General features: G+C 47.7%; 14 protein-coding genes and 1 pseudogene. 11 read left to right on the top strand and 4 right to left on the bottom strand.

What is annotated here, in order from left to right:
* The first annotated feature begins 46 nt into the window (after window positions 1-46).
* Both B7Y67_RS06910 and recN read left to right on the top strand, forming a co-directional pair.
* Window positions 47-952 (top strand): NAD kinase, encoded by a 906-nt coding sequence (locus B7Y67_RS06910; RefSeq protein WP_293598022.1) that lies wholly within the window; start codon window positions 47-49, stop codon window positions 950-952.
* A gap of 26 nt (window positions 953-978) precedes the next feature.
* Window positions 979-2,649, top strand: a complete 1,671-nt coding sequence (recN, locus tag B7Y67_RS06915; RefSeq protein WP_293598011.1) for a DNA repair protein RecN — start codon at window positions 979-981, stop codon at window positions 2,647-2,649.
* A gap of 4 nt (window positions 2,650-2,653) precedes the next feature.
* Here the strand turns inward: recN and glnE are convergent, their stop codons facing one another.
* Window positions 2,654-5,470 carry a bifunctional [glutamate--ammonia ligase]-adenylyl-L-tyrosine phosphorylase/[glutamate--ammonia-ligase] adenylyltransferase gene (gene glnE, locus B7Y67_RS06920; RefSeq protein ID WP_293598012.1) on the bottom strand — a complete coding sequence of 939 codons (2,817 nt, stop codon included), beginning with the start codon at window positions 5,468-5,470 and terminating at the stop codon, window positions 2,654-2,656.
* A gap of 78 nt (window positions 5,471-5,548) precedes the next feature.
* On the opposite strand from glnE, the gene B7Y67_RS06925 reads away from it, so the two are divergent.
* The 4 genes from B7Y67_RS06925 (at window position 5,549) to B7Y67_RS06940 (ending at window position 13,176) form a co-directional block, all read left to right on the top strand.
* Window positions 5,549-9,718 carry a YhdP family protein gene (locus B7Y67_RS06925; RefSeq protein WP_293598013.1) on the top strand — a complete coding sequence of 1,390 codons (4,170 nt, stop codon included), beginning with the start codon at window positions 5,549-5,551 and terminating at the stop codon, window positions 9,716-9,718.
* A gap of 4 nt (window positions 9,719-9,722) precedes the next feature.
* Window positions 9,723-10,556, top strand: coding sequence for a carbon-nitrogen hydrolase family protein (locus B7Y67_RS06930; protein WP_363926825.1), 834 nt, complete (start codon window positions 9,723-9,725; stop codon window positions 10,554-10,556).
* 69 nt (window positions 10,557-10,625) lie between these two features.
* The gene (gene tldD, locus B7Y67_RS06935; RefSeq protein WP_293598023.1) at window positions 10,626-12,035 is read left to right on the top strand and encodes a metalloprotease TldD; all 1,410 of its coding nucleotides are present in this window, start codon (window positions 10,626-10,628) and stop codon (window positions 12,033-12,035) included.
* A gap of 19 nt (window positions 12,036-12,054) precedes the next feature.
* Entirely contained in the window at window positions 12,055-13,176 is a 1,122-nt protein-coding gene (locus B7Y67_RS06940; protein ID WP_293598015.1) for a 3-deoxy-7-phosphoheptulonate synthase, read from the top strand.
* Between the two features lie 31 nt (window positions 13,177-13,207).
* Here B7Y67_RS06940 and B7Y67_RS06945 read toward each other — a convergent pair whose 3' ends face one another.
* Window positions 13,208-13,777, bottom strand: coding sequence for a cob(I)yrinic acid a,c-diamide adenosyltransferase (locus B7Y67_RS06945; protein ID WP_293598016.1), 570 nt, complete (start codon window positions 13,775-13,777; stop codon window positions 13,208-13,210).
* Between the two features lie 42 nt (window positions 13,778-13,819).
* On the opposite strand from B7Y67_RS06945, the pseudogene B7Y67_RS06950 reads away from it, so the two are divergent.
* The 5 genes and pseudogenes from B7Y67_RS06950 to proC all read left to right on the top strand — a co-directional run.
* Window positions 13,820-15,304, top strand: a pseudogene (locus B7Y67_RS06950) (FAD-linked oxidase C-terminal domain-containing protein); the annotation flags it as partial.
* Between the two features lie 26 nt (window positions 15,305-15,330).
* A complete protein-coding gene (gene glcE, locus B7Y67_RS06955) occupies window positions 15,331-16,395 on the top strand; it encodes a glycolate oxidase subunit GlcE (protein ID WP_293598024.1) in 1,065 nt (354 codons plus the stop codon).
* A gap of 8 nt (window positions 16,396-16,403) precedes the next feature.
* Window positions 16,404-17,684 carry a glycolate oxidase subunit GlcF gene (gene glcF / locus B7Y67_RS06960; RefSeq protein WP_293598017.1) on the top strand — a complete coding sequence of 427 codons (1,281 nt, stop codon included), beginning with the start codon at window positions 16,404-16,406 and terminating at the stop codon, window positions 17,682-17,684.
* On the top strand, window positions 17,681-18,406 hold the full coding sequence (locus tag B7Y67_RS06965) for a YggS family pyridoxal phosphate-dependent enzyme (RefSeq protein ID WP_293598018.1): 726 nt from the start codon (window positions 17,681-17,683) through the stop codon (window positions 18,404-18,406). The genes glcF and B7Y67_RS06965 overlap by 4 nt, the downstream gene beginning before the upstream one ends.
* On the top strand, window positions 18,403-19,263 hold the full coding sequence (gene proC / locus B7Y67_RS06970; protein ID WP_293598019.1) for a pyrroline-5-carboxylate reductase: 861 nt from the start codon (window positions 18,403-18,405) through the stop codon (window positions 19,261-19,263). Before B7Y67_RS06965 ends, proC begins: the two co-directional genes overlap by 4 nt.
* Here proC and ubiA read toward each other — a convergent pair.
* On the bottom strand, window positions 19,260-20,117 hold the full coding sequence (gene ubiA / locus B7Y67_RS06975; protein WP_293598020.1) for a 4-hydroxybenzoate octaprenyltransferase: 858 nt from the start codon (window positions 20,115-20,117) through the stop codon (window positions 19,260-19,262). The two genes, proC and ubiA, sit on opposite strands and share 4 nt — an antisense overlap.
* A gap of 48 nt (window positions 20,118-20,165) precedes the next feature.
* The gene (gene recG / locus B7Y67_RS06980; protein ID WP_293598021.1) at window positions 20,166-22,253 is read right to left on the bottom strand and encodes an ATP-dependent DNA helicase RecG; all 2,088 of its coding nucleotides are present in this window, start codon (window positions 22,251-22,253) and stop codon (window positions 20,166-20,168) included.
* Window positions 22,254-22,293 lie beyond the last annotated feature (40 nt).

The raw sequence follows: 22,293 nt of genomic DNA on the forward strand, positions 1-22,293 counted from the left end.
ATCATCCATAGTGGAAGGGATTTTATGCGTATGGTTTAATCGTTATATGTTAAGCCCATCCCCAAATTCCAGCAAAAAGGCATTTAGCCGGGTTGCGCTTGTCGGCAAATATCAGGCTGACGGCATGCAAGAGCGCCTTAATGACCTAGCAGCACTTCTGAGCCAGCAAGGCTGTGAAGTCTATGTTGAGAGCGCCACTGCAAGCCATCTTAGTCTGACCGCCTATCCCATCAAGAAAGTTGAGGAGTTTGCGGACGCAATTGATTTAGCAGTAGTTTTGGGTGGTGATGGCACGATGCTTGGTATCGGCCGTCAGCTGGCCGGCAGCAAAGTCCCTCTCGTTGGCATCAATATGGGCCGCTTGGGCTACATGACCGACATCCCAATCCAGAACGTTCAAACAGTCTTGCCGCAAATTATTGCTGGTGAATTTGAAGCGGATACCAGAACCCTGCTTGATGCAGTTGTCTTACGCGATGGTAAAGAGCTTAACCAAGCTCTTGCGTTAAACGATGTGGTTGTGAATCGCTCCGGAATTTCTGGAATGGTCGAGCTTGCGGTACGCGTCAATGGCTCATTTATGTACAACCAACGTTCTGATGGCTTGATTGTGTCGACTCCTACCGGTTCAACTGCTTATGCCCTATCAGCCGGCGGCCCCATCTTGCATCCGCGGGTAGCAGGAATTCTGTTGGCACCAATTGCCCCGCATTCATTGTCCAATCGCCCCATCGTATTGCCACAAGATATTGTGGTGAGCATCGAAGTGGTGGACGGCAGAGAAGTCATTGTGAACTTTGATATGCAATCACAAACTAATTTGCAATCAGGTGACATCATTGAAGTAAGCCAATCTAAAAAAACTATTACCCTGCTTCACCCTCGCAGTCATAGCGACTACAAAACCTTGCGAGAGAAGTTACATTGGAATGAGTATCCATCGACATTCTGATGTCGAATTTTTCGGTACGCTAAGGCATGCTTCAAACTCTATCGCTCCGCGACTTTGTCATTGTTGACCAACTAGAGCTAGACTTTTCTTCAGGCTTCACAGTCCTCACCGGTGAAACTGGTGCTGGTAAATCCATCCTCTTAGACGCACTTAGCTTGGTATTGGGTGAACGTGCGGATAGCAGCCAAATTCGTGAAGGTTGTAACCGCGCCGAAATCAGTGCCCTCTTTCGCATTGATCAGCTACAAATTCAGCACTTCAATCAATGGCTTGATGAGCAAGGCTTTCCCATTGAGGATGAAGGGCAAAGCCTATTACTCAAAAGAACCGTTGAAGCTAATGGTCGTAGCCGTGCCTTCATTAATGGTAGCGTAGCAACCTTGGTGCAACTTCGTGAAGCAGGCGATCAGTTGGTGGACATTCATGGGCAACATGCCCACCAACTATTGCTCAAGGGTGGTGCACAACGTGAGCTTCTAGATCGTCATGCGAATCACTTAGAGCTAGCCGCCGAAGTCTCGCAACTATTTAAAACGCTAAATGAATCGCGTCGCAAATTAGAGCAAGCTGAAAACGCTGGGCAAGATATTGAACGCGAACGTGAGCGTTTGGAATGGCAATTAGAAGAACTCACTGAACTCTCTCCGCAAGATGGTGAATGGCCCTCTATTCAAAGTGAACATGCTCGCCTAGCTAATGGTGCAAAAATTATCAGTGGTTGCCAAGAAGCAATTGATGCTCTCAGTGATGCTGATAATTCTGTGGAATCCACCCTATCTAAAGCTAGCGCCAATATGAGTGCATTAGCAGAGCATGACTCCGCACTCTGTGATATCAGCCAAGCCTTAGAGTCAGCACAAATTCAGATTGATGAAGCAGTGCATAGCCTCAATCGCTATTTGCAAAAACTGGATTTAGATCCTGGGCGTCTCAGCGAGGTTGAGGAGCGCATGCAAGCACTCCATGGTGCCGCCCGAAAATACCGCATCGAAGCAAATGAATTGCCAAAACTACTGCTCGACACCAGCGAACGCTTGGAGGCCTTGACTGCCTCTCAAAATATAGAGGCTTTACGCGAGAAGGTGAAGCAAGAAGAACTTGCCTATCTCAAACAAGCAAAGATACTCACGCAAAAACGCAATAAGGCTGCGCTAGATTTAGGCAAGCAAGTGACTACCGCAATGCAAGATTTATCAATGGCAGGTGGACAGCTAGAAATCGCCTTGCTGCCATTAGCTGAAGGTGGTACTCATGGTCTTGAGCAAATTGAATTTCTGGTTGCAGGTCATACCGGCAGCACTCCCCGCTCACTTGCGAAAGTTGCCTCCGGTGGTGAATTAGCTCGGATTAGCTTAGCCATTAGCGTGATCACTAGCAAAGCCTCATTTACCCCCACACTCATATTCGATGAGGTCGATGCCGGCATCGGCGGGGCTGTTGCGGAGACAGTTGGAAAGTTATTGCGCCAGCTTGGCGAATCACATCAAATCCTTTGCGTAACCCACTTGCCACAAGTAGCCGCACAAGGCAATCACCACCTCAAAGTCAGTAAATCTCAGGCGGGGGACAAAACCCTATCCCAAGTGTCGCCGCTGGGAAGATCTGAGCGCGTTGAAGAAGTAGCTCGCATGCTGGGCGGGACAACTATCACCGGCACAACGCGTCGACATGCGAGAGAACTGCTAGAGCAACATTAAGTCTTTAAGCATTTGAGGAAGCAAGAAATACTTCTTGCCACAAAACTAGCACGACCTCTCTTGCCTGCACAAGTTGAGGCTCAAGACCCAAATCTACACGCGTCTTTTCTGCACCGTCTAAACGCAAGCGATGTTGCCGCGCCCGAAGTAAACGATAGGCATCACCCACCTGTTGAGCTATTGAAGCGTGAATTAATCCCACATCTCCAGCAATGCGCAGCAAGGCGATATTTCCCAAATTACCAATCAGTTGTGGATGAGTATTTGAATATGCGAGGACTAAAAATTGCACGATAAATTCAATATCCACCATTCCGCCGGCGTCATGCTTCAAATCAAAATCGGGGGTGGGGTTTGGATGTCCAGCATGAACCTTGCGTCGCATTTCTAAAATCTCATGACGGAGTTGATCAACATCGCGCCTCTGACTTAAAACCTCAAAACGCACATCATCAAAGAATGCTCCAACCGCTTCACTTCCAGCTGAGAAACGTGCGCGTGTCAGGGCTTGATGCTCCCAAACCCATGCAGCGTTATCGCCTTCACGCAACTGATACTTCTTAAAGGCATCAGTATTCGTCACCAAAAATCCTGCGGAGCCATTCGGACGAAGGCGCGTATCGATTTCAAAGAGACTACCTGCAGATGTATAGGCCGTTAACCAATTAATCATGCGCTTAGCAAGTAAGGCATAAATTTCTTGGGCGGCAAAATCCGTTTCTTCGGCCTGATACAAGAAAACCAAATCCAAGTCGGAGGCATATCCCAGCTCTTTTCCACCCAATTTTCCATAAGAGATCACTGCAAATGGCGCAGTCGTATCTAGTGACAGCTCAAATTTCTTGACAACACCAGGCCAAACACGCTCAAAAGTAGTCTGCAATATTAAGTCTGCCAAAGCAGATAAATGATCGCTGACCTTTTCAACAGAAAGCTCATGATCAACGCCAATGCCTAGATCCGCCAATAAAGTAATAAAGGTTTCAGTGTGATGGGTAATACGCAAAATATCCATCGCCTGTTCTGAGCCATCACCATCGGCCATCACGTCATCAAGACGCATATCTAAAGTAGTCTTTACTTCTCGCCAATATTGCTCCGGCTGTTCAATCAGCGCTTTTTCAGTACGTGAATTAAGTAAGTAATCCAGCAGATGGGGATGCCGAGTTAAATATTCAGCACCCCATTGAGATGCCTTTAGCAAAGCCAATACGTTGGACAGCGCCTGAGGGTACTCAGACAATATGGATAGGTAGGCACTACGTCGGGCAACCGCCTCCAGCAAATCAAAGAAGCGAAGTAAAGTCTGGTCGGCGCTAATTACAGCAGGCTGATCTGCTTCCAAACTATCTGCAGCCTTACGAATCAAGTTATTGAAAATAATTCTGCTTTTCTCTGACAATTGTCTTTGCTTGGAGCCATCAGCCCAAGTCAACCAACGCCCTGCAGACTCTGGGAACAGCGCACTATCAGGCTCCCATCCAGTTGGTAAAGAGGTATTGTCTAGGCGCGCAGCATTATCTAGCACAAAGGCTTTTTCAAAATATTGAGCTACCGCGGCTTGGTGTTTATCGAGCTCCGATATGAAAGCAATTCGCTCTTGAAGCTGATCAGGGCCACCCATACTCGCAGCCAATCGAGTGCGAGCACCTTCATCTTCAGGCAAGTAGTGTGTCTGCTGATCTTCCCATACCTGAATACGATGTTCTAAGCGACGCAAGTAAACATAAGCCGTCTTAAGATCATCCACCTCATTGGCCGGCAAAATTCCTTGTTGCTTTACCAAGTCCAATACTTCCAGAGTAGGTCGAATGCGAAAACGTGGATCAGTCCCGCCCCGCATCAACTGGAACATTTGCGCTAAGAACTCAATTTCACGGATGCCGCCCCGACCCAACTTAATATCCCTAGATCGACCATGATGATTGGAAGAGCGCTTCTCAGCCTCATGCTGTATCTGCGCATGTAGCTCACGGATGGAGGCAACCACACCGTAATCAAGATGGCGACGATATACGAAAGGGCGAATCAATTGATCGAGTTCGCGATCGCAATAGGCAAAAGAGGGGGAGTCAGGTAAAGGCGCAATCAATCTACCCTTAATCCAAGCATAGCGCTCCCACTCCCTACCCTGGACCAATAAGTATTCCTCGAGCATATCGAGACTGCAGACCAAGGGGCCGGAGTCTCCATTGGGTCTGAGACGCATATCTACCCGAAACACAAAGCCATTCGCATCATGTTCTGCCAAGAGTTTGATCAAGCGCTTGCCCATTCGGGTAAACCACTCGTGATAAGACATACTCTTAGGGCCGCCTTGAGTGTCTCCTTCATGCTCGTATAAAAAGATGAGGTCGATATCAGAAGAAAGATTGAGCTCTAGACCGCCTAACTTTCCCATACCCACTACCATCAAAGGCATCTCTGAATCAGTAACCTTGCTCCACGGCAAACCAAAACGACGCTGCAGATCCTCACGAATATAAGCAATCGAGAGAGCCACCGTCTCTTGCGCGAAGTGGCTCAAGGCATGGGTCACCTCGCTGAGATCAGAAATGCCATTGAGATCTCGGAAGGCAACCCAGAGCATGAGGCGCTGTCTTGCCAGCCTCAGATCTGCCATAAATTGAACCTCGTCCTGCTCTGAACCTGCCAAAGCATCCTCGCAAGGGGTTAATAGACCCCTAATCCCGGCAACATCGACTTTGCGAGAACCCTGCAAACGAAGCCAATCGACCCATTCAGGGCGAGAATGAAGCCAGCGTTGCGCATAGCTGGAGTGTTGCTTTAGAAATTCAATTTGGGCAGCAAAATCGGTCATTTCTCCATCTTAATCCGACTCCAGAATCAAACCGCAGAAGCTTGGCGATCGCCCAATGGCTGACGGATAATAGAGTCCATGTTACGAAACATCATCCGGACCCGCCTGAAGAGCGTGCTTCAAAAACGTGCTCCAGGCACTGGCGGTCGTTGGCGTAAGCGTGCCCTTATTCTTGCTGGTGTCACCGTGGCTTTTTTTGTGCTTGGCCATCTTGGGGTGCGTTTTGTTTTATGGCCACAGATCGAGAAATCCAAGCCCGCCCTAGAAAGCTTAATGAGTGCGCGCTTAGGCACCAACGTCACAATGGATGCCGTGCAAGTTTCATGGACAGGAATTCGACCCAGCTTTGCAATTGAAGGGTTACGTTTCAATAACGCCGATGCTGTGCCGCCACCCCTACAGATTAAAAATATTAGCGGGCAACTCAGCTGGCTCTCTTTTTATCACCTGACACCTTATTTTCACGAGATCACATTTGAGCAGATTGAGCTCCATGCAAAACGAGATTCAACAGGCGCTGTCTCTGTTGCTGGTATTCCTATTCACAGCAAAGAGAATGATTTTGCTGCTGAGAATTGGTTGCTCGCTCAAAACGACATACAAATTAATAATGCCAAAATCTTCTGGGAAGACCAACAAAGTCAAAATCTAAAGACTTCAATTGATGTTCAAAGTATTCATCTCACAAATGGCATTCGGAGCCATGAGGCTCAACTGCTCACGAAAACTCCTTGGAGTCCAAATCAGATCAAACTCCAGGCTGACTTTGTTCATCATCTTGGCGGACAAGCAGGTAATTGGCGGGACTGGATCGGTATTTTTTCATGGGATCTAGCAGATCTAGACCTCACTCAAATCTCTAAAGACCTGAGTCTTCCCTTGCATGACTTAAGCGGCAAACTCAATTCCAAGGGTAGCATAAAGCTCGATGTCGGAATGGCGAATGGCGGGCAAATGTATTTAGTCGCCGATAAGCTCCGGGTTCAATTAAACAAAAATCAGGATCCTCTTGAGTTTGGTAGATTGGAAACCAATCTTATTCAGGAGACGGATGGTGGCCTCAATTCCATCACAACAAAAACCTTGGCATGGCGAAATATCGATAGCCCTAGCACCGCACCATTGGATAAATTAAGTCCAATTACTTTCCGTTGGCGTCCGCCAAAAGATGGTGGCGAAATCAAAGAGTTTGGCTTCTCATCGCCAAAAATACAAGTTGAAGATATTGCACTTTTCGCACTCAATCTCCCTCTGCCGAAAAAAATTCACCAGTGGATCAAGATCTCTGAAGCAGATGGTGAGCTAGAGAATGTGGAAATGAATTGGTCCGAAAGCCAATCGGCCCTATCGGCTTTACCAATACCGGGTAATTGGTTTACTTCCAACAAACTCGATTTCACCGTCAGCGCAAAGCTGAATGACATTAGCTTCACTGGGGTAAATAAATCCATGCCCTCAGCTTCGAATTTATCTGGCAATCTCGTGAGTAATCAGAAGCAGGGTAGCTTCACAATGGATTCGGGCAATCTTGAGTTAGTGATGAATGATTTTCTATCTGACCCAGAGATTCAATTAGACCGTGCTAAAGGCAATATTAATTGGTCCAAACAAAAAAGTGGCTGGCTCATTAATGCAAAGAAAATGCAGCTTAGCAACTCTGAAATCACTACCAATTTTGACCTTAGCTATCTGATCGGAACCGCCAAGCAACCCGATCAAATGGCCTTGGATATGGAGTTTGTTAAAGCAAAATTAGCGACAGCACATCGCTACTTACCGGTTGGAATGGATAAGGATAGTCGTCTGTACCTCAGTAAAGCCTTTGAGTCTGGAGAGATTCAAAATGGCTCTTTACATATCAAAGGTGACCCAAATCAAGCGCCTTACCCAAGTGGAACTGTTGGGGAGCTCAGCTTGCACCTACCTTTTTCCAAAGCGAGCTTCAAACCAGCACCCCTACTCCCAAGAAGCCAGGGAATTTGGCAAGCATTTAGTAATGTCAGCGGCAACATCGACATAAAGCAGGCAACCCTGAACATTGACGTCGATAAAGCAAATTACAAAAAGGTAGCACTGACCGACGTGAAATCCCAAATCCCAAATCTCAGCGCCAAAAATCTCACCTTACTCATCAATGGATCAATCGCAGGGGATGGCTCTGAAATTCTTGAATACGTATTTGCATCACCTGTGGGCGTGCAACAAGCCAACTTAGCTAAAAATCTTACCCTCAAGGGCGCAGTGAATGTGGGTCTTGACTTAAAAATCCCGCTGTCCGGAAATGATGATGTTCACTTCGATGCAAAAATTAACCTCCCCGGAAACCAAGCTCAATGGGGGCAAGCTCCTCCACTAGACAACCTGAAGGGCAAGGTGCGTATTACCGAAGTCAATCCAGAGTTTGAAAACATCACTGCGAATTTTTTAGGCGGGACTTTTAAGATTTCCAGCGCACCATCTGCGGTAGGCAACACCAGCTTCAGCATTGGTGGCGACATTAATGCCAGGTTTATAAAAGATTACATTTCAGGAAATTTAAAATCTCCAGCGCATCCAGCACTTCTGAGTGCAATGAGTGGGTCAGCTAAATATGAAGGTCTGATCAACTTCAATAAAAGTGGTAGCGAAACCAATCTGAAGTTTGATTTACGTAATTGGGCAAGCTCTGCCCCAGCGCCTGCCAAAAAATTAGCCGGCACTCCTATGTTGGGCGAATTCAACTTAAAGACTTATCCAGCAAGTAAAAGCAATCCAGTTCGTGCAGATTGGTCCGGTAAATTGGGGGATCAATATTTTCTCCAAGGAAATCTTAATTCTGCCAATGACGTAAAAAATGCATTAGGAGTGGGGTCTCCAACACCACTGCCGCAGCAAGGTATCTCTTTACACTTAGCCAGCAATGAACTCGATCTTGATCAATGGATAGAGTTTTTTGGAACGGGTAAAGCAGCAAATAAAGCGAGTGACGCTAAACAGATTGACGCTGCCGAAGAAGACATCCAAATATCTGCTCAAGTAAAGAAATTAATTGCCCTAGACCGCGATTGGACTGATGTCAGCATGCAGTCACAGAACAAAAATGTAGGCTGGCAACTGCGCTTGAATGCACCACAAATTGCTGGTCAATTGCAATGGCAACCGGGTAGTAGCGATCATCCGAGCGGGTTAATTTCTGGAAGACTCGCACGCCTAAAGGTGCCAGATCAACGCCTAGCCCCAGACTTACTCAATAAGGAAGATGCCTCACAAAAAACATCTCCCCTTAAGACCCCCATCAGTCCCAACGCGATTCCCAGCTTAGATTTAGTCATTGATGACTTGAGTTGGACAAAAGCAAAGCTAGGTGCAGTGAAGATCAAATCTAGGACTAGTCAGGATCTCATGAAGGTCGAGTCTATTCAAATTAATAATCCTCAAGGCAATTCGACTATCAAGGGCCAATGGCTTGCTCATACTCCAAAAAATGCTGAATTAAGCTCTTTCACTGCGGATGTAAATATCAAAGATGCGGGACAAATCATTTCGCATTGGAGCAACTCCAAGTCGGTAGAGGGCGGAGAAGGAAAACTCAATGCTTCACTCTCATGGTCTGGGTCACCCTTTTCGCCTAACTATGATTCTCTTGCAGGTAACGTTAGCCTTGACCTTGCCAAAGGTCGCCTACTTGAAGTCAATTCTGATGGCGCGAAATTATTGGATGTCTTGAGTCTGCAAAGCTTGTTTAGATTTGCTACCTTAGACTTAAAGGGCAGCCTCGGCAACCTAGCCACCAAAGGTACACCATTTAACTCGATTAGTAGTAATTTTGAGATAACACAAGGAATTGCACAAACCAAGCAGTTCACCATGATTCTGGATCAGGCCCGCGTCGCAATGGCAGGGCAAATTAATGTCCCAAAAGAAACTCAAGATTTAAGGATCACTATATTCCCAACAATTGATGCCACAGCCGGCTCACTAGCTGCATTTATGATCAACCCTATCATTGGACTAGGGGCGGTAGTAGGTCAATACCTCATCACCAACCAAATTAATCGCACTATGCAAACGGATTATTTGATTCAGGGGTGTTGGGAAAATCCAGAAGTAATTCCGCTTGATCAGAAGGGGCAACCGCTTGATGCCAAAACGATGGAGACGATTCGCACTAAAAATCTTTTGAAAGAGCAAGCTAAACCTAGCGCGCCAAATTCTGCACCTGCAAGCCCACCCGAAAATCAAAATAACCCCTCCCAAATGCCAAACTAAGTAAATGAACTTACCAAGAAATACTTCTGAACTTAATATGGCATCGATACAAATGGTATCGACCCCTAGCCTCAGCGAGAACCTTGAGGTTGCCGCCAGTTTGATTAAAGCGGCTGCAGATTGCGGTGCTCAGCTTGCCGTATTGCCAGAATATTTTTGTTTAATGGGTTTGAAAGATACCGATAAGGTAAGTGCGCGAGAAGCTGCCGGGTCCGGTCCTATTCAAGAGCGCCTTGCCGCTATTGCCCAAGAAAATAATATTTATCTCGTTGCTGGCACCATCCCCCTAGAGGCAAAAGAATCCAATAAAGTTTTGAATTCCTCCTTGGTATTTGATCCGAAGGGCAAGCAAATCGCTCGCTACGACAAAATGCATTTGTTTGGCTTTCAAACCAAAACCGAGCGTTACGAAGAATCGGAAACTATTTCAGCAGGCAGCCAACCGGGTCAATTTGCAATCAGCGTCAATGAAATTGATTGGAGCTTCGGCTTAAGCATTTGCTATGACTTACGTTTTCCAGAGCTATACCGCGCACTTGGGCAAGTAGATTGCCACATTATTCCAGCTGCATTTACTTACACTACTGGCAAGGATCATTGGGAGATCCTCTTGCGTGCACGTGCTATTGAAAACCAGTGCTATGTACTATCTTCCGCTCAAGGTGGTCTACACCTAAATCAACGTCGAACCTGGGGTGAGAGCATGCTAATTGACCCTTGGGGAGAAATATTGAGCAATCTACCTGAAGGGGAAGGTTTTATTCAGGGCAAACTCAGCAAAGATAAATTAAAAGAGGTACGCTCTAAGCTACCGGCACTAAAACACCGCAAGCTTTAATACAGAAAGTTCCCAAGCGATTGGACTAAGCCCAAAAAACAGGCTGACCTTCTCAAGCTAGCTAAATCTATCCTACTCGAGCCAACTGGCCTCTCTGAGCAAGATTTGCATCATACCTTTGGCAATATGTTTACGCATCAGCTCGACGATGCCGACCTTTATTTCCAGCATACTCGTAGCGAGAGCTGGAGTCTTGAGGAAGGCATTGTGAAATCCGGCAGCTTCAGCATTGACCAAGGCGTTGGAGTGCGCGCAATCTATGGCGATAAAACTGCCTTTGCTTACTCTGATGAAATTAATTTAGAAGCCCTCAGCAAGGCGGCTAAATCCACTCGAGTAATTGGACCTCAAGGCGGTACACGTGCCATTGTAAGCAAACTATTTACACCCGTCTCGAACGGGCTCTATTCAGATTTAAATCCCCTTGACTCACTGGCGCCTCAAGAAAAGATTGCCTTGCTCGAAGGCATTGAGCGCCGCGCAAAGGCGCGTGACCCGCGCATCATTCAGGTCATGGCGAGTCTAGCTGGTGAGTTTGATGTAGTACTTGTGGTTCGTGCTGATGGTTTGTTAGCTGCGGATGTGCGTCCGCTGGTGCGGGTATCGGTTCATGTGATTGCCGAACAAAATGGTCGTCGCGAATCCGGATCGTCAGGCGGCGGCGCTCGCCATGATTACCATTACTTCAATACAGAACTCATTAATCAGTATGTTGATGAAGCTGTTGATGGCGCTCTAATTAATTTGGATTCCCGCCCTGCTCCAGCCGGTCCAATGACGGTGGTAATGGGGCCAGGATGGCCTGGAGTGTTATTACACGAAGCGGTAGGTCACGGCCTAGAGGGTGACTTCAATCGCAAGGGCTCATCTGCTTTTGCTGGCTGCATTGGGCAGCGTGTTGCCGCTAAGGGTGTCACCGTAGTAGATGATGGAACGCTATCAGGACGTCGCGGCTCGCTCAATATCGATGATGAAGGCACGCCCACTCAATGCACGACACTCATTGAAGATGGTATTTTGAAGGGCTATATTCAAGATAGCCTCAATGCTCGTCTGATGAATATGCCCCTCACCGGCAACGGACGACGTGAGAGTTTTGCCTCCCTACCGATGCCCCGTATGACGAATACCTATATGCTGGCTGGCAAAGATGATCCTCAAGAAATCGTGGCCAGCATCAAACGTGGCCTCTATGCAGTGAACTTTGGGGGTGGCCAAGTAGACATTACCAGCGGCAAATTTGTGTTTTCAGCCTCAGAAGCCTATTGGGTTGAAAACGGCAAAATTCAATATCCCGTCAAAGGTGCCACCATCATCGGCAGTGGTCCTGAATCCCTAAAACAGGTCTCCATGATCGGAAATGACCTGAAATTAGACGGCGGCATTGGGGTTTGTGGCAAGGAAGGTCAGAGCGTCCCTGTGGGGGTTGGGCAGCCAACTTTACGTATCGACAGCCTGACTGTCGGGGGAACTGCTTAATACGGCTTAAAATAGCCGTATGAGCCAACAAAACACTAATCCCGCAAACTGGTACGCTGCCGTTGATAAAACGTCAGACACGGATGATCAACGCATTCACAATATTACTGTTCTGCCGCCGCCAGAGCATTTGATTCGCTTTTTCCCAATCTCGGGAACACCTACTGAAGCACTCATTAGCAAAACACGTAAAAAGATCCGCGACATCATTCATGGAAAAGACGATCGACTGCTCGTCATCATCGGACCATGTTCGATTCATGATCCCCGCGCAGCTCTTGAGTACTGCCAACGACTGCTCGCAGAGCGCGATCGTTTTGCTGGTGAACTCGAAATTGTGATGCGCGTCTATTTTGAAAAACCACGCACGACAGTAGGTTGGAAGGGTTTAATTAACGACCCATACCTAGATGAGAGCTATCGGATTGAAGAAGGTTTGCGAATTGCCCGTCAAGTATTGATGGAAATTAATCGTCTTGGCATGCCTGCTGGCAGTGAATTCTTGGACGTTATTTCCCCACAATACATTGCTGACCTGATTTCTTGGGGCGCTATTGGAGCACGCACAACTGAGAGCCAAGTTCATCGCGAACTCGCCTCAGGTCTTTCTGCTCCAATCGGATTTAAGAACGGTACTGACGGCAACATCAAGATCGCTACTGATGCGATTCAAGCAGCTAGCCGTCCACACCACTTCTTGTCAGTGCACAAAAATGGTCAAGTTTCTATTGTGGAAACTAAAGGTAATAAAGACTGTCACGTTATTTTGCGTGGCGGTAAAGAGCCTAACTATGAAGCGCAGTATGTTCAAGCAGCCTGCTCTGAGCTAGAAGCGGCCAAGCTTCCAGCCAGTTTGATGGTTGACTTATCTCATGCGAACTCTAGCAAAAAACATGAGCGTCAAATTGTGGTGGCAGAAAATATTGCCGAGCAAATTGAATCTGGCTCAAATCAAATTTTTGGCGTGATGATTGAAAGCCATTTAAATGATGGCGCACAAAAATTCTCACCCGGAAAAGATGATCCAAGCAAATTGGAGTATGGCAAGAGTATTACTGATGCCTGCATTAACTGGGAAGACTCGGTCAATGTATTGCAACGCTTGGCTTTAGCTGTGAAGAATCGCAGAAAAGCAAAGTGAGGCTGCTTTAATCACTTCAAAAGAGGCTAATTTATTTAGTCTCTTTTTTTTCGTGCTTCCATAAAACGTCTTGGCCACCTGCTGCACGATTAAGTACACGTGCTAATACAAACAAGAGGTCCGATAAGCGATTCACATACTGACGCGGAGAATCGTATAGCGGCTCCTCCCAACCCAAACGCACAATCAACCTCTCAGCACGTCTACAGACTGTTCGACAGACGTGCGCCTGAGCTGCCGCACGAGTGCCGCCCGGAAGAATAAATTCAGTTAGAGGGGGCAAAGTTGAGTTGTATTTTTCTAACCAAATATCCAACTGGGCTACTTGCTCTGGTTTGAGTAAGGTGTAATTGGGGATGCAAAGCTCGCCACCCAAATCAAATAAGTCATGCTGCACCTGCAAAAATAAGACTCTTAACTCTTCGATAAGACTCTCTGGGATCGATTCAGTCATCAAAACACCGATTTCGGAGTTCAATTCATCTACATCGCCCATGGCGCAGATGCGCAAATGATCCTTTTCTACTCGGCTACCATCGCCAAGACCGGTCATGCCTGCATCACCAGTTCTGGTGGCTATTTTTGAAAGTCGATTTCCCATAAAACTAATTATAGGTAAATGGCTAAAATGATTCCTATGAATATGGTGACCCCACCCCCCGAACTCGCGGCTATTACCGCCCTTCAATCCAAACTGGTATCGGCCTTGCGCCCTATCCTCCCAGAATATGCCTTGCTATGGGAGCCTGAGGACACAATTCCCTATGAATGTGATGGTCTAGCGGCCTATCGACGCATGCCACTGGCAGTTGCTCTGCCGGAGACGGAGGAGCAAGTTGCCCAGATACTGAAGATTTGCTTTGAAATACAGGTGCCGATCGTTCCGCGCGGATCCGGTACCGGCTTATCCGGTGGTGCCATGCCCATTTCTCAAGGCTTAGTTCTCTCCCTTGCAAAACTCAAAAAGATCATCAGCATTGATCCTTTCACCAGAACGGCAGTTGTGCAGCCCGGCGTACGTAATTTAGCCATCTCGGAAGCAGTTGCCCATCTTGGCCTGTATTACGCACCAGATCCATCTTCACAGATTGCCTGCTCTATTGGTGGCAATGTGAATGAAAATTCTGGCGGTGTGCACTGCCTCAAATATGGCCTAACACTTCACAACGTCCTCAAAGTTCGCGGCATTTTGATGAACGGTGAAATCGTGGAATTTGGCAGTCTTGCGCCAGACTCTCCAGGCCTCGATTTATTGGCAATCGTGATGGGTAGCGAAGGCATGCTTGCCGTGGTAACTGAAGTCACAGTGAAGTTGATTGCTAAGCCGAAATTAGCACGTGTCATCATGGCTAGTTTTGACGATATTGAAAAAGGCGCCGATGCGGTTGCCGCCATCATCGCTGCCGGCATTATTCCTGCTGGCTTAGAGATGATGGATAAAGCCACCACTCGTGCAGTAGAAGAATTTGTTCATGCAGGTTATGACCTTGAAGCCGAGACCATTCTTCTTTGCGAGTCCGATGGCACGCCTGAAGAGGTTGCAGAAGAAATTGATCGCATGACTAAAGTGCTCGAACAAGCAGGCGCTAGCGGTATTCAGATTTCTCAAAACGAAGCAGAGCGCCTGAAGTTTTGGAGTGGTCGCAAAAATGCATTCCCCGCAGCTGGACGCTTAGCGCCTGACTACTACTGCATGGATGGCACTATCCCACGTAGAAATATTGGCACCCTACTGAGACGTATTCAGGGCATGGAAAAGAAGTATGGTCTTGCTTGCTTAAACGTATTTCATGCTGGTGATGGCAATATGCATCCACTCATTTTGTTTAACGGAGCTGATCAAGAAGAGTGGCATCGCGCTGAAGAATTCGGCACTGAAATTTTAGAGGCCTGCGTTGAGCTTGATGGCACGATTACTGGTGAGCATGGCGTTGGTATTGAAAAGATTAATTCTATGTGCGTTCAGTTTGGCGAAGGTGAACGTGAATCTTTCTGGGGTGTTAAATCAGCATTTGATCCAGAGCGATTGTTAAATCCTGATAAGGCTATTCCCACTTTGAATCGCTGTGCTGAGTACGGTCGTATGCGAATTAGTGGCGGCAACTTACCGCATCCAGAGTTGGAGCGGCAGCCAAAAACAAAACCCCTTTATCCATTGAAGGTGGTGGCACTAAATCTTGGTATGGCAATGCTAATTCCTACGCCAAGTTAGATACCCGCCCTTACTCCGGCATCTTGGAGTACCAACCTGAAGAATTGGTGATTACAGCTTGTACAGGTACGCCATTAAAGGAAATTGAAGCCGCTCTAGCGGAAAAGAATCAAGTGCTCGCATTTGAACCCCCTCACTTCGGTGACGCTGCCACCTTCGGTGGAGCTATTGCTGCAGGCCTAGCAGGCCCAGGTCGCATCAGCGTTGGTAACTTACGTGACTTTGTTCTAGGCGCTCGCATCCTCGATGGTAAAGCTCAAGACCTAGCGTTTGGGGGCAAGGTCATGAAGAACGTTGCTGGATATGATGTTTCACGTTTACTCCCCGGCTCCATGGGAACTTTATCGCTTTTGCTCGAAGCTTCTGTAAAAGTATTGCCCAAGCCAGCAGCGACTGCAACGCTACGCTGTCAGATCTCTCAGGAAAATGCCTTACGGGTTTTAAATGAATGGGCTGGGCAACCACTACCACTATCAGCAAGTTGCTGGATTGGTGAGCCAAGACAAGATGGCGAGCTGACCATTCGTTTGGCCGGCGCGCTTACAGCAGTTAAAGCTGCCATTCCCCTCATGAATGCCGCTATTGATGCTACCGAAGTAGATTCGACAACTGCACAAGCATTCTGGGATGATTTACGTGAACAGCGCTTGGCCGTTTTTACAAGCCTGCATAGCAATGACACGCTCTATCGTTTAGCTCTGCCAGCTGCCTGCGGACCACTGACGCTTGAAAACGCAAGTGGTGACATTGTTTTTGAATGGCATGGTCAGCAGCGCTGGATTAAAGCACCTAGCGATGATGCAACTTTTGCATCCTTCAAAGCTTTAGCCCATACCCATGGCGGACACGCAACTCGGTTTAAACAGGGAAGTCATGTTGACCCAAGCAATCAACGCTTTACCCTTCTGAGTGAACAAGCGCACTCAACTGCTTTAGAGGCAGTACAAGCACGCCTAAGAGCCGCCTTTGATCCAGCAGGCGTATTTGCTACTTCACGCCTTCCTTAATTCTTTATATGCAAACTCAACTCGCCCCCCAATTCGCCAATACCCCTGAGGGTATAGAGGCCGCCAGAATTCTTGGTAAATGCGTGCACTGTGGCTTCTGCACCGCTACTTGCCCTACTTATCAAATTTTGGGTGATGAGCTCGATGGCCCACGTGGGCGCATCTATCTCATCAAGCAAATGGCTGAAGGGCAAGCGCCGACTGAAAAAACACGTATGCATTTAGACCGCTGCCTGACTTGCCGTAATTGCGAAAGCACTTGTCCTAGCGGGGTGCAATACGGCAACCTGGTGGATATTGGTCGCAAGTGGGCAGAAGAAAATACTCCTGAGCGCCCCCTTGGTCAGCGTCTCACTCGCTGGGCTCTGAAAGAGGGTTTAACTAGTCCTAAGTTATTTAATTCCGCAATGGCGATTGGTCGCTTGGTTCGCCCGCTTATGCCGACTGGCATCCAGCGCAAGATTCCTGAAGCTAAAAATAAAGCTTTGGCCGGCAATACCAATCCCTATGCAAGGCCTCAGGCTAGCCACTCTCGCAAGATGCTATTGCTCGAGGGCTGTGTTCAACCTGGTATGTTGCCAAATATCAACTCAGCAACGGCACGTGTTTTAGATGCACTCAAGATTCAGTTAATTAGCGCACCTAATGCCACTTGCTGTGGCGCATTACGCTACCACCTCAACGATCAAACTGGTGGACTAGACAACGCGAGGCAAAATATCGATGCTTGGTGGCCACAAGTCGAGCAAGGTGTTGAAGCTATTGTGATGACGGCCTCTGGTTGTGGCGTGATGGTCAAAGACTATGGGCATCTATTTGCAAACGATCCGCAATACGCCGACAAGGCAAAGACAATCTCTGGTCTCACTAAAGATATTTCAGAAATACTGCCTGCACTTCAGGAAGAGCTCATTGCACTAGTGGGTGTTGATCCCAAGCCTGGCGTGGTGTATCACCCGCCCTGCACCCTTCAGCATGGTCAACAAATTCGCGGAAAGGTAGAGGGCCTCCTATCCAGCATTGGCATTGGGGTGCGCCTGTGTGCTGATAGTCATCTTTGCTGTGGTTCTGCGGGCACCTATTCGGTAACCCAGCCAGAACTCTCAGAGCAGTTACGCAATAACAAGCTAACTCATCTCAATGCCGCCTGCGAAGAGTCTGGTGCAAAAGTCATTGTTTCTGGAAATATTGGTTGCATCACCCATCTTCAGCAAGATGACACTCCAGTTCTGCATTGGATCGAGATCGTTGATCAACTCATCAACAAACAAGGCCAAACCAAACAATGAGTCAAGTTACTGCCAACCTCATGTTGGTAAAGCAAAGACTAGAGTTGGCAGCATTAGCGGCCAAACGTGAGTCAGAGGACATTCAACTACTTGCGGTGAGCAAAACATTTCCAGCAATAGCGGTTGAAGAAGCGATGCATGCTGGTCAAACTGCCTTTGGTGAAAACTACGTTCAAGAAGGTGTCGAGAAAATTCAGGAACTCGTCAAATTACGCCCTTGGCTAGAGTGGCATTTTATTGGCCCGCTTCAGAGTAATAAAACGCGCGATGTCGCAGAACATTTTGACTGGGTACACAGCATTGACCGCCTCAAAATCGCAGAGCGCCTTTCAACTCAACGCGGAGAATTCTCGGAAGTAGGCGATCTGCAAGTTTGCGTACAGATTAATGTCAGCGAAGAAGAATCCAAAAGTGGTATAGCCCTTGAGGAAGTCGAGGCGCTTTGCGATGCAATCGCGAAACTACCCAATCTTGTGCTTCGCGGACTCATGGCTATCCCCGCGCCCAGCAAAGATATCAGTCAACAACGCCAAGCTTTCGCTGCTGTTCGTGAGTGTTTTGTTGGAATTAAAGCAAAGCATAGCAATGATCTTGGGTATGATTTTTTTGACACCCTATCGATGGGAATGTCAGATGATATGGAGGCTGCAATCGCTGAAGGCGGCACCATGGTACGTATAGGAAGCGCCATTTTTGGGAAGCGCGATAAGATAAAAGCATGAGCACACAACAAATCAATCAAAATGCCCACATCACTTTTATTGGTGGCGGCAATATGGGTCGCGCATTAATCAGCGGATTGCTAGCCAATGGTTTTGAGGCTAACCAACTCTCTGTAGTCGAAGCCAATGCCAGCACCGGCCTGCAATTACATCAAGATTTTGGTGTACAGATCATCGGCGCTTTGGATCAAATTGCTTTTGACTTCTCTAAGAACAACGTTGTAGTCATGGCGATTAAACCTCAGGATTTCAATGTAGTAGCGAAGTCTTTAAGTGCAAAACTCAAGCATGCAACAGCACCAGGCCCACTTATTCTCAGCATTGCCGCGGGCATTCGCCTTAAAGATATGAGTCGCTGGCTTGATCATGAGCGTTGCGTGCGTGCGATGCCTAATACCCCCGCCCTGATTGGTAAAGGTATTACCGGCCTATTCGCCGATGCCGCAGTCAATACATCCGATCGCGCCTTGGCTGAAACTATTTGTAAAGCAGTAGGTCAAGCGGTATGGGTTAATGAAGAAAAGCTTATGGATGCTGTTACCGCTGTTTCTGGAAGTGGTCCTGCCTATGTCTTTGCTTTCTTAGAGGCAATGCAATCGAGCGGCGAGAAGCTTGGGCTTGATGCATCCACTGCTCGCAGACTAGCTTACGCCACCTTAGAAGGCGCCACACAGCTTGCCCATAACTCCGATGAGCATGCAGGTGTACTGCGCGAACGGGTCACCTCAAAGGGCGGTACAACCGCTGCTGCGCTGGATATGCTCAAGCAACTCGATTGGCATGGTGCACTTGAGAAGGCAATCGATGCCGCTAGCCAACGTGGCAAAGCTATGGGTGATGAACTGGGCAAAAGCTAAAGGCGAGCTAAACCCAAGAGGATTCCAAGGAATAGGAATCCCCCCAACCAGTTGTTATGACGAAATGCCTTGAAGCAATCCTCGCGCTTGCGAGTAGATACCAGTTTCAGGTGATACATAGCGCAAGCTAATGCCAAAAACCATCCCACCCAAAAGTAATTGCTGAGGTTTGCTAATTGAGCAACCCAAATCTGACTCAGAAATAGCACGCCATAACTCAGAGCAATTGCGAGAACATCAAAACGACCGAAGGTAATGGCTGAAGTACTTAAACCTAATCGCAGATCATCATCACGATCGACCATGGCGTAAGCCGTGTCATAAGCAATCGCCCAAAAGATATTACCGATGAATAAAATCCACGCCTCCAACGGAATAAAACCGAGGACTGCTGCATAGGCCATCGGAATACCAAAGCCAAAAGCAATGCCCAAGACTGCTTGCGGAATAGCAAAAAAGCGTTTGGTAAATGGATAGAGAATGGCAATCGCCAAAGCGAAGAAAGAGAGTTCTTTGGTCAAGGCATTGAGGGGCTGGATCAGCAGGAAAGCTATTAACGCCAACATGGCTGCTATGAGTAATGCCTCTTTTCCAGAAATCTTGCCGCTGGTAATCGGCCGATCCTGAGTTCTCAAAACATGGCGATCAAAATCTTGATCTGCATAGTCGTTGACAGCGCAGCCTGCACTGCGCATTAAAAATGTACCTAAGGTAAAAATAATGAGTAAATGCAACTCAGGAAACCCGCCGCTGGCCAACCATAGCGCCCACAAAGTTGGCCACAATAGAAGCAGCGTTCCGATCGGCTTATCTAGACGAATCAAGTAGGCGTAAGCAACAATACGATCACGCATCAGATAAATAGCCTTTCTTTATTGACAGTCATACTCATGGCGTCATTATCAAGCTTTTAGAAATTCTGTACGAGAGCCCAACCAACGTTCGAGATGTCGCTGCACTAAATCGCCATGCTCAACTAGCAAACGCTCTGCTGCCGTCTGTGCCAACTCAATCAGCCACGCATCGCGCTGCAGATCCACAAACCTCAGCATCGCATCGCCTGATTGCTTGGCCCCCAATAACTCACCAGGGCCCCGTAGCGACAAATCTCGCTCCGCAATTACAAAGCCATCTGAAGTTTCTCGTAAGGTTTGTAAGCGCTCTTTGGCCGCTAAAGATAAGGGCTCTGCATACATCAAGATACAAACGGAATCTGCTGAACCGCGCCCAACGCGCCCACGTAACTGATGAATTTGCGCATAACCAAAACGTTCAGCATGCTCAATCACCATCAGAGCTGCATTGGGGACATCCACACCCACTTCAATCACCGTGGTTGCAACCAAGAGTTGGATTTCATTTGCCTTAAAAGCCGCCATCACCGCAGCCTTCTCCTCACTCTTCAAGCGGCCATGAACCAAACCTACTTTGAAATTCGGCAACGCTTGTGTGAGCTGCTCAAAGCTTTCAACCGCGGTTTGCAATTGCAATACTTCGGACTCTTCAATTAAAGGGCAAACCCAATAGGCCTGCAATCCCTTAGCCAGCCAATCGTGCAGCCCACTGATCACCTCATCTCTACGCGCCGCCTTCACCACCTTAGTAGCAATCGGCTTTCTACCGGGAGGCAATTCATCAATCACAGAAACATCAAGATCAGCGTAATAGGTCATCGCTAATGTACGAGGGATAGGGGTCGCTGACATCATAAGCTGGTGGCAATAAAACAGTTCCGAGCCAACCCGCTGCTGAATCTCCAAACGCTGCCTCACACCAAATCGATGTTGTTCATCGATTACTGCCAAACCCAGCTTGGCAAAGCTCACCTTATCTTGAATAAGCGCATGCGTACCGATGATGAGCTGCGCATCACCGCTCTCAATCATTTCTTGGGCAAGTCTTTTTTCCTTGGCCTTCAAGCTACCCGAGAGCCATGCAATCTTGACCCCTAAAGGCTCAAACCACTCCTGCATTTTGAGATAGTGCTGCTCTGCCAAGATTTCTGTAGGCGCCATGATGGCAGCTTGATAGCCATGATCCATTGCGCGCGCAGCAGCTAATGCGGCAATCACTGTTTTTCCGCTACCCACATCACCCTGCAATAAACGGTTCATTGGAAAGTTATTCGATAGATCGAGGCCAATCTCAGACCAGACACGCGCTTGAGCACCAGTCAACTGAAAGGGCAATACTTTGAGCAAGCCCTCTTCAATGTTGGTATTGATTTTTTTTGCTTTACTTACTTGCTGATCCTTCGCAAAACTAGGGGCACGCCTTTCTCTTCTAATGGCATGGGCTCGCTTTAAAGAAATCTGCTGCGCGAGCAATTCTTCAAACTGCACACGGCGCCATGCAGGATGTGTTCGCTCTAGAAGTGATTGGGTATTAGCGTCAGCAGGCGGCTGGTGCAAATAAGTAATAGCATCTTGCAGCCGTGGCCAATCATTAGTTGGCAATATTTCTGCCATCAGTTTTGGCGGCAGAAACTCCGCCAAACTTTCTTTCAGACTTGAATCACGTAAGGCTTGTAAAACCGCCTTACGAATAATGGTTTGCGAGATACCTGCGCTCGCGGGATAGACCGGGGTCAAACTCGCCGGCAATGGTGCATCTGGCGTTACAGCCCGAACTATGGGGTGAACCATTTCAGGGCCTTGATAGCCCTCACGAACCTCGCCTCGCACTCGCACATGAGCGCCGACTGCCATTTGCTTTTGCTGACTGGGATAGAAATTGAGGAACCTGAGCTGTAGCGAAGCAGTGTCATCTTCAATCGTGACCAAAAGCTGCCTTCTTGGGCGGAACGTCACCTGATTTCGAATGACAACACCCTGAGTCTGAATGGAGTGGAATCTTCCTAAGCCCAAAGCCTCCTCGATGGTAAAGAGCTCAGTCTCATCCTCGTAACGGGATGGCAGGTGCAAAGCAAGCGCCATAGGGCTGTTTAAACCCATCTTTTCGAGTGCAGTTGGCGGTCGCTTAGTCGTCATCGTTAAAATCCAATACCTGATGGTAATGCTATGCAACTTT

The organism is Polynucleobacter sp. 35-46-11, from assembly GCF_002281105.1.

Bases quoted from the DNA above. Each gene is read 5' to 3' on its own strand.
- B7Y67_RS06925 (WP_293598013.1), top strand. From the start codon at position 5,549: ATGTTACGAAACATCATCCGGACCCGCCTGAAGAGCGTGCTTCAAAAA.
- ubiA (WP_293598020.1), bottom strand. From the start codon at position 20,117: ATGCGTGATCGTATTGTTGCTTACGCCTACTTGATTCGTCTAGATAAG.
- B7Y67_RS06965 (WP_293598018.1), top strand. From the start codon at position 17,681: ATGAGTCAAGTTACTGCCAACCTCATGTTGGTAAAGCAAAGACTAGAG.
- B7Y67_RS06910 (WP_293598022.1), top strand. From the start codon at position 47: ATGTTAAGCCCATCCCCAAATTCCAGCAAAAAGGCATTTAGCCGGGTT.
- B7Y67_RS06930 (WP_363926825.1), top strand. From the start codon at position 9,723: ATGAACTTACCAAGAAATACTTCTGAACTTAATATGGCATCGATACAA.
- proC (WP_293598019.1), top strand. From the start codon at position 18,403: ATGAGCACACAACAAATCAATCAAAATGCCCACATCACTTTTATTGGT.
- recN (WP_293598011.1), top strand. From the start codon at position 979: ATGCTTCAAACTCTATCGCTCCGCGACTTTGTCATTGTTGACCAACTA.
- glcF (WP_293598017.1), top strand. From the start codon at position 16,404: ATGCAAACTCAACTCGCCCCCCAATTCGCCAATACCCCTGAGGGTATA.
- B7Y67_RS06945 (WP_293598016.1), bottom strand. From the start codon at position 13,777: ATGGGAAATCGACTTTCAAAAATAGCCACCAGAACTGGTGATGCAGGC.
- B7Y67_RS06940 (WP_293598015.1), top strand. From the start codon at position 12,055: ATGAGCCAACAAAACACTAATCCCGCAAACTGGTACGCTGCCGTTGAT.
- recG (WP_293598021.1), bottom strand. From the start codon at position 22,253: ATGACGACTAAGCGACCGCCAACTGCACTCGAAAAGATGGGTTTAAAC.
- glnE (WP_293598012.1), bottom strand. From the start codon at position 5,470: ATGACCGATTTTGCTGCCCAAATTGAATTTCTAAAGCAACACTCCAGC.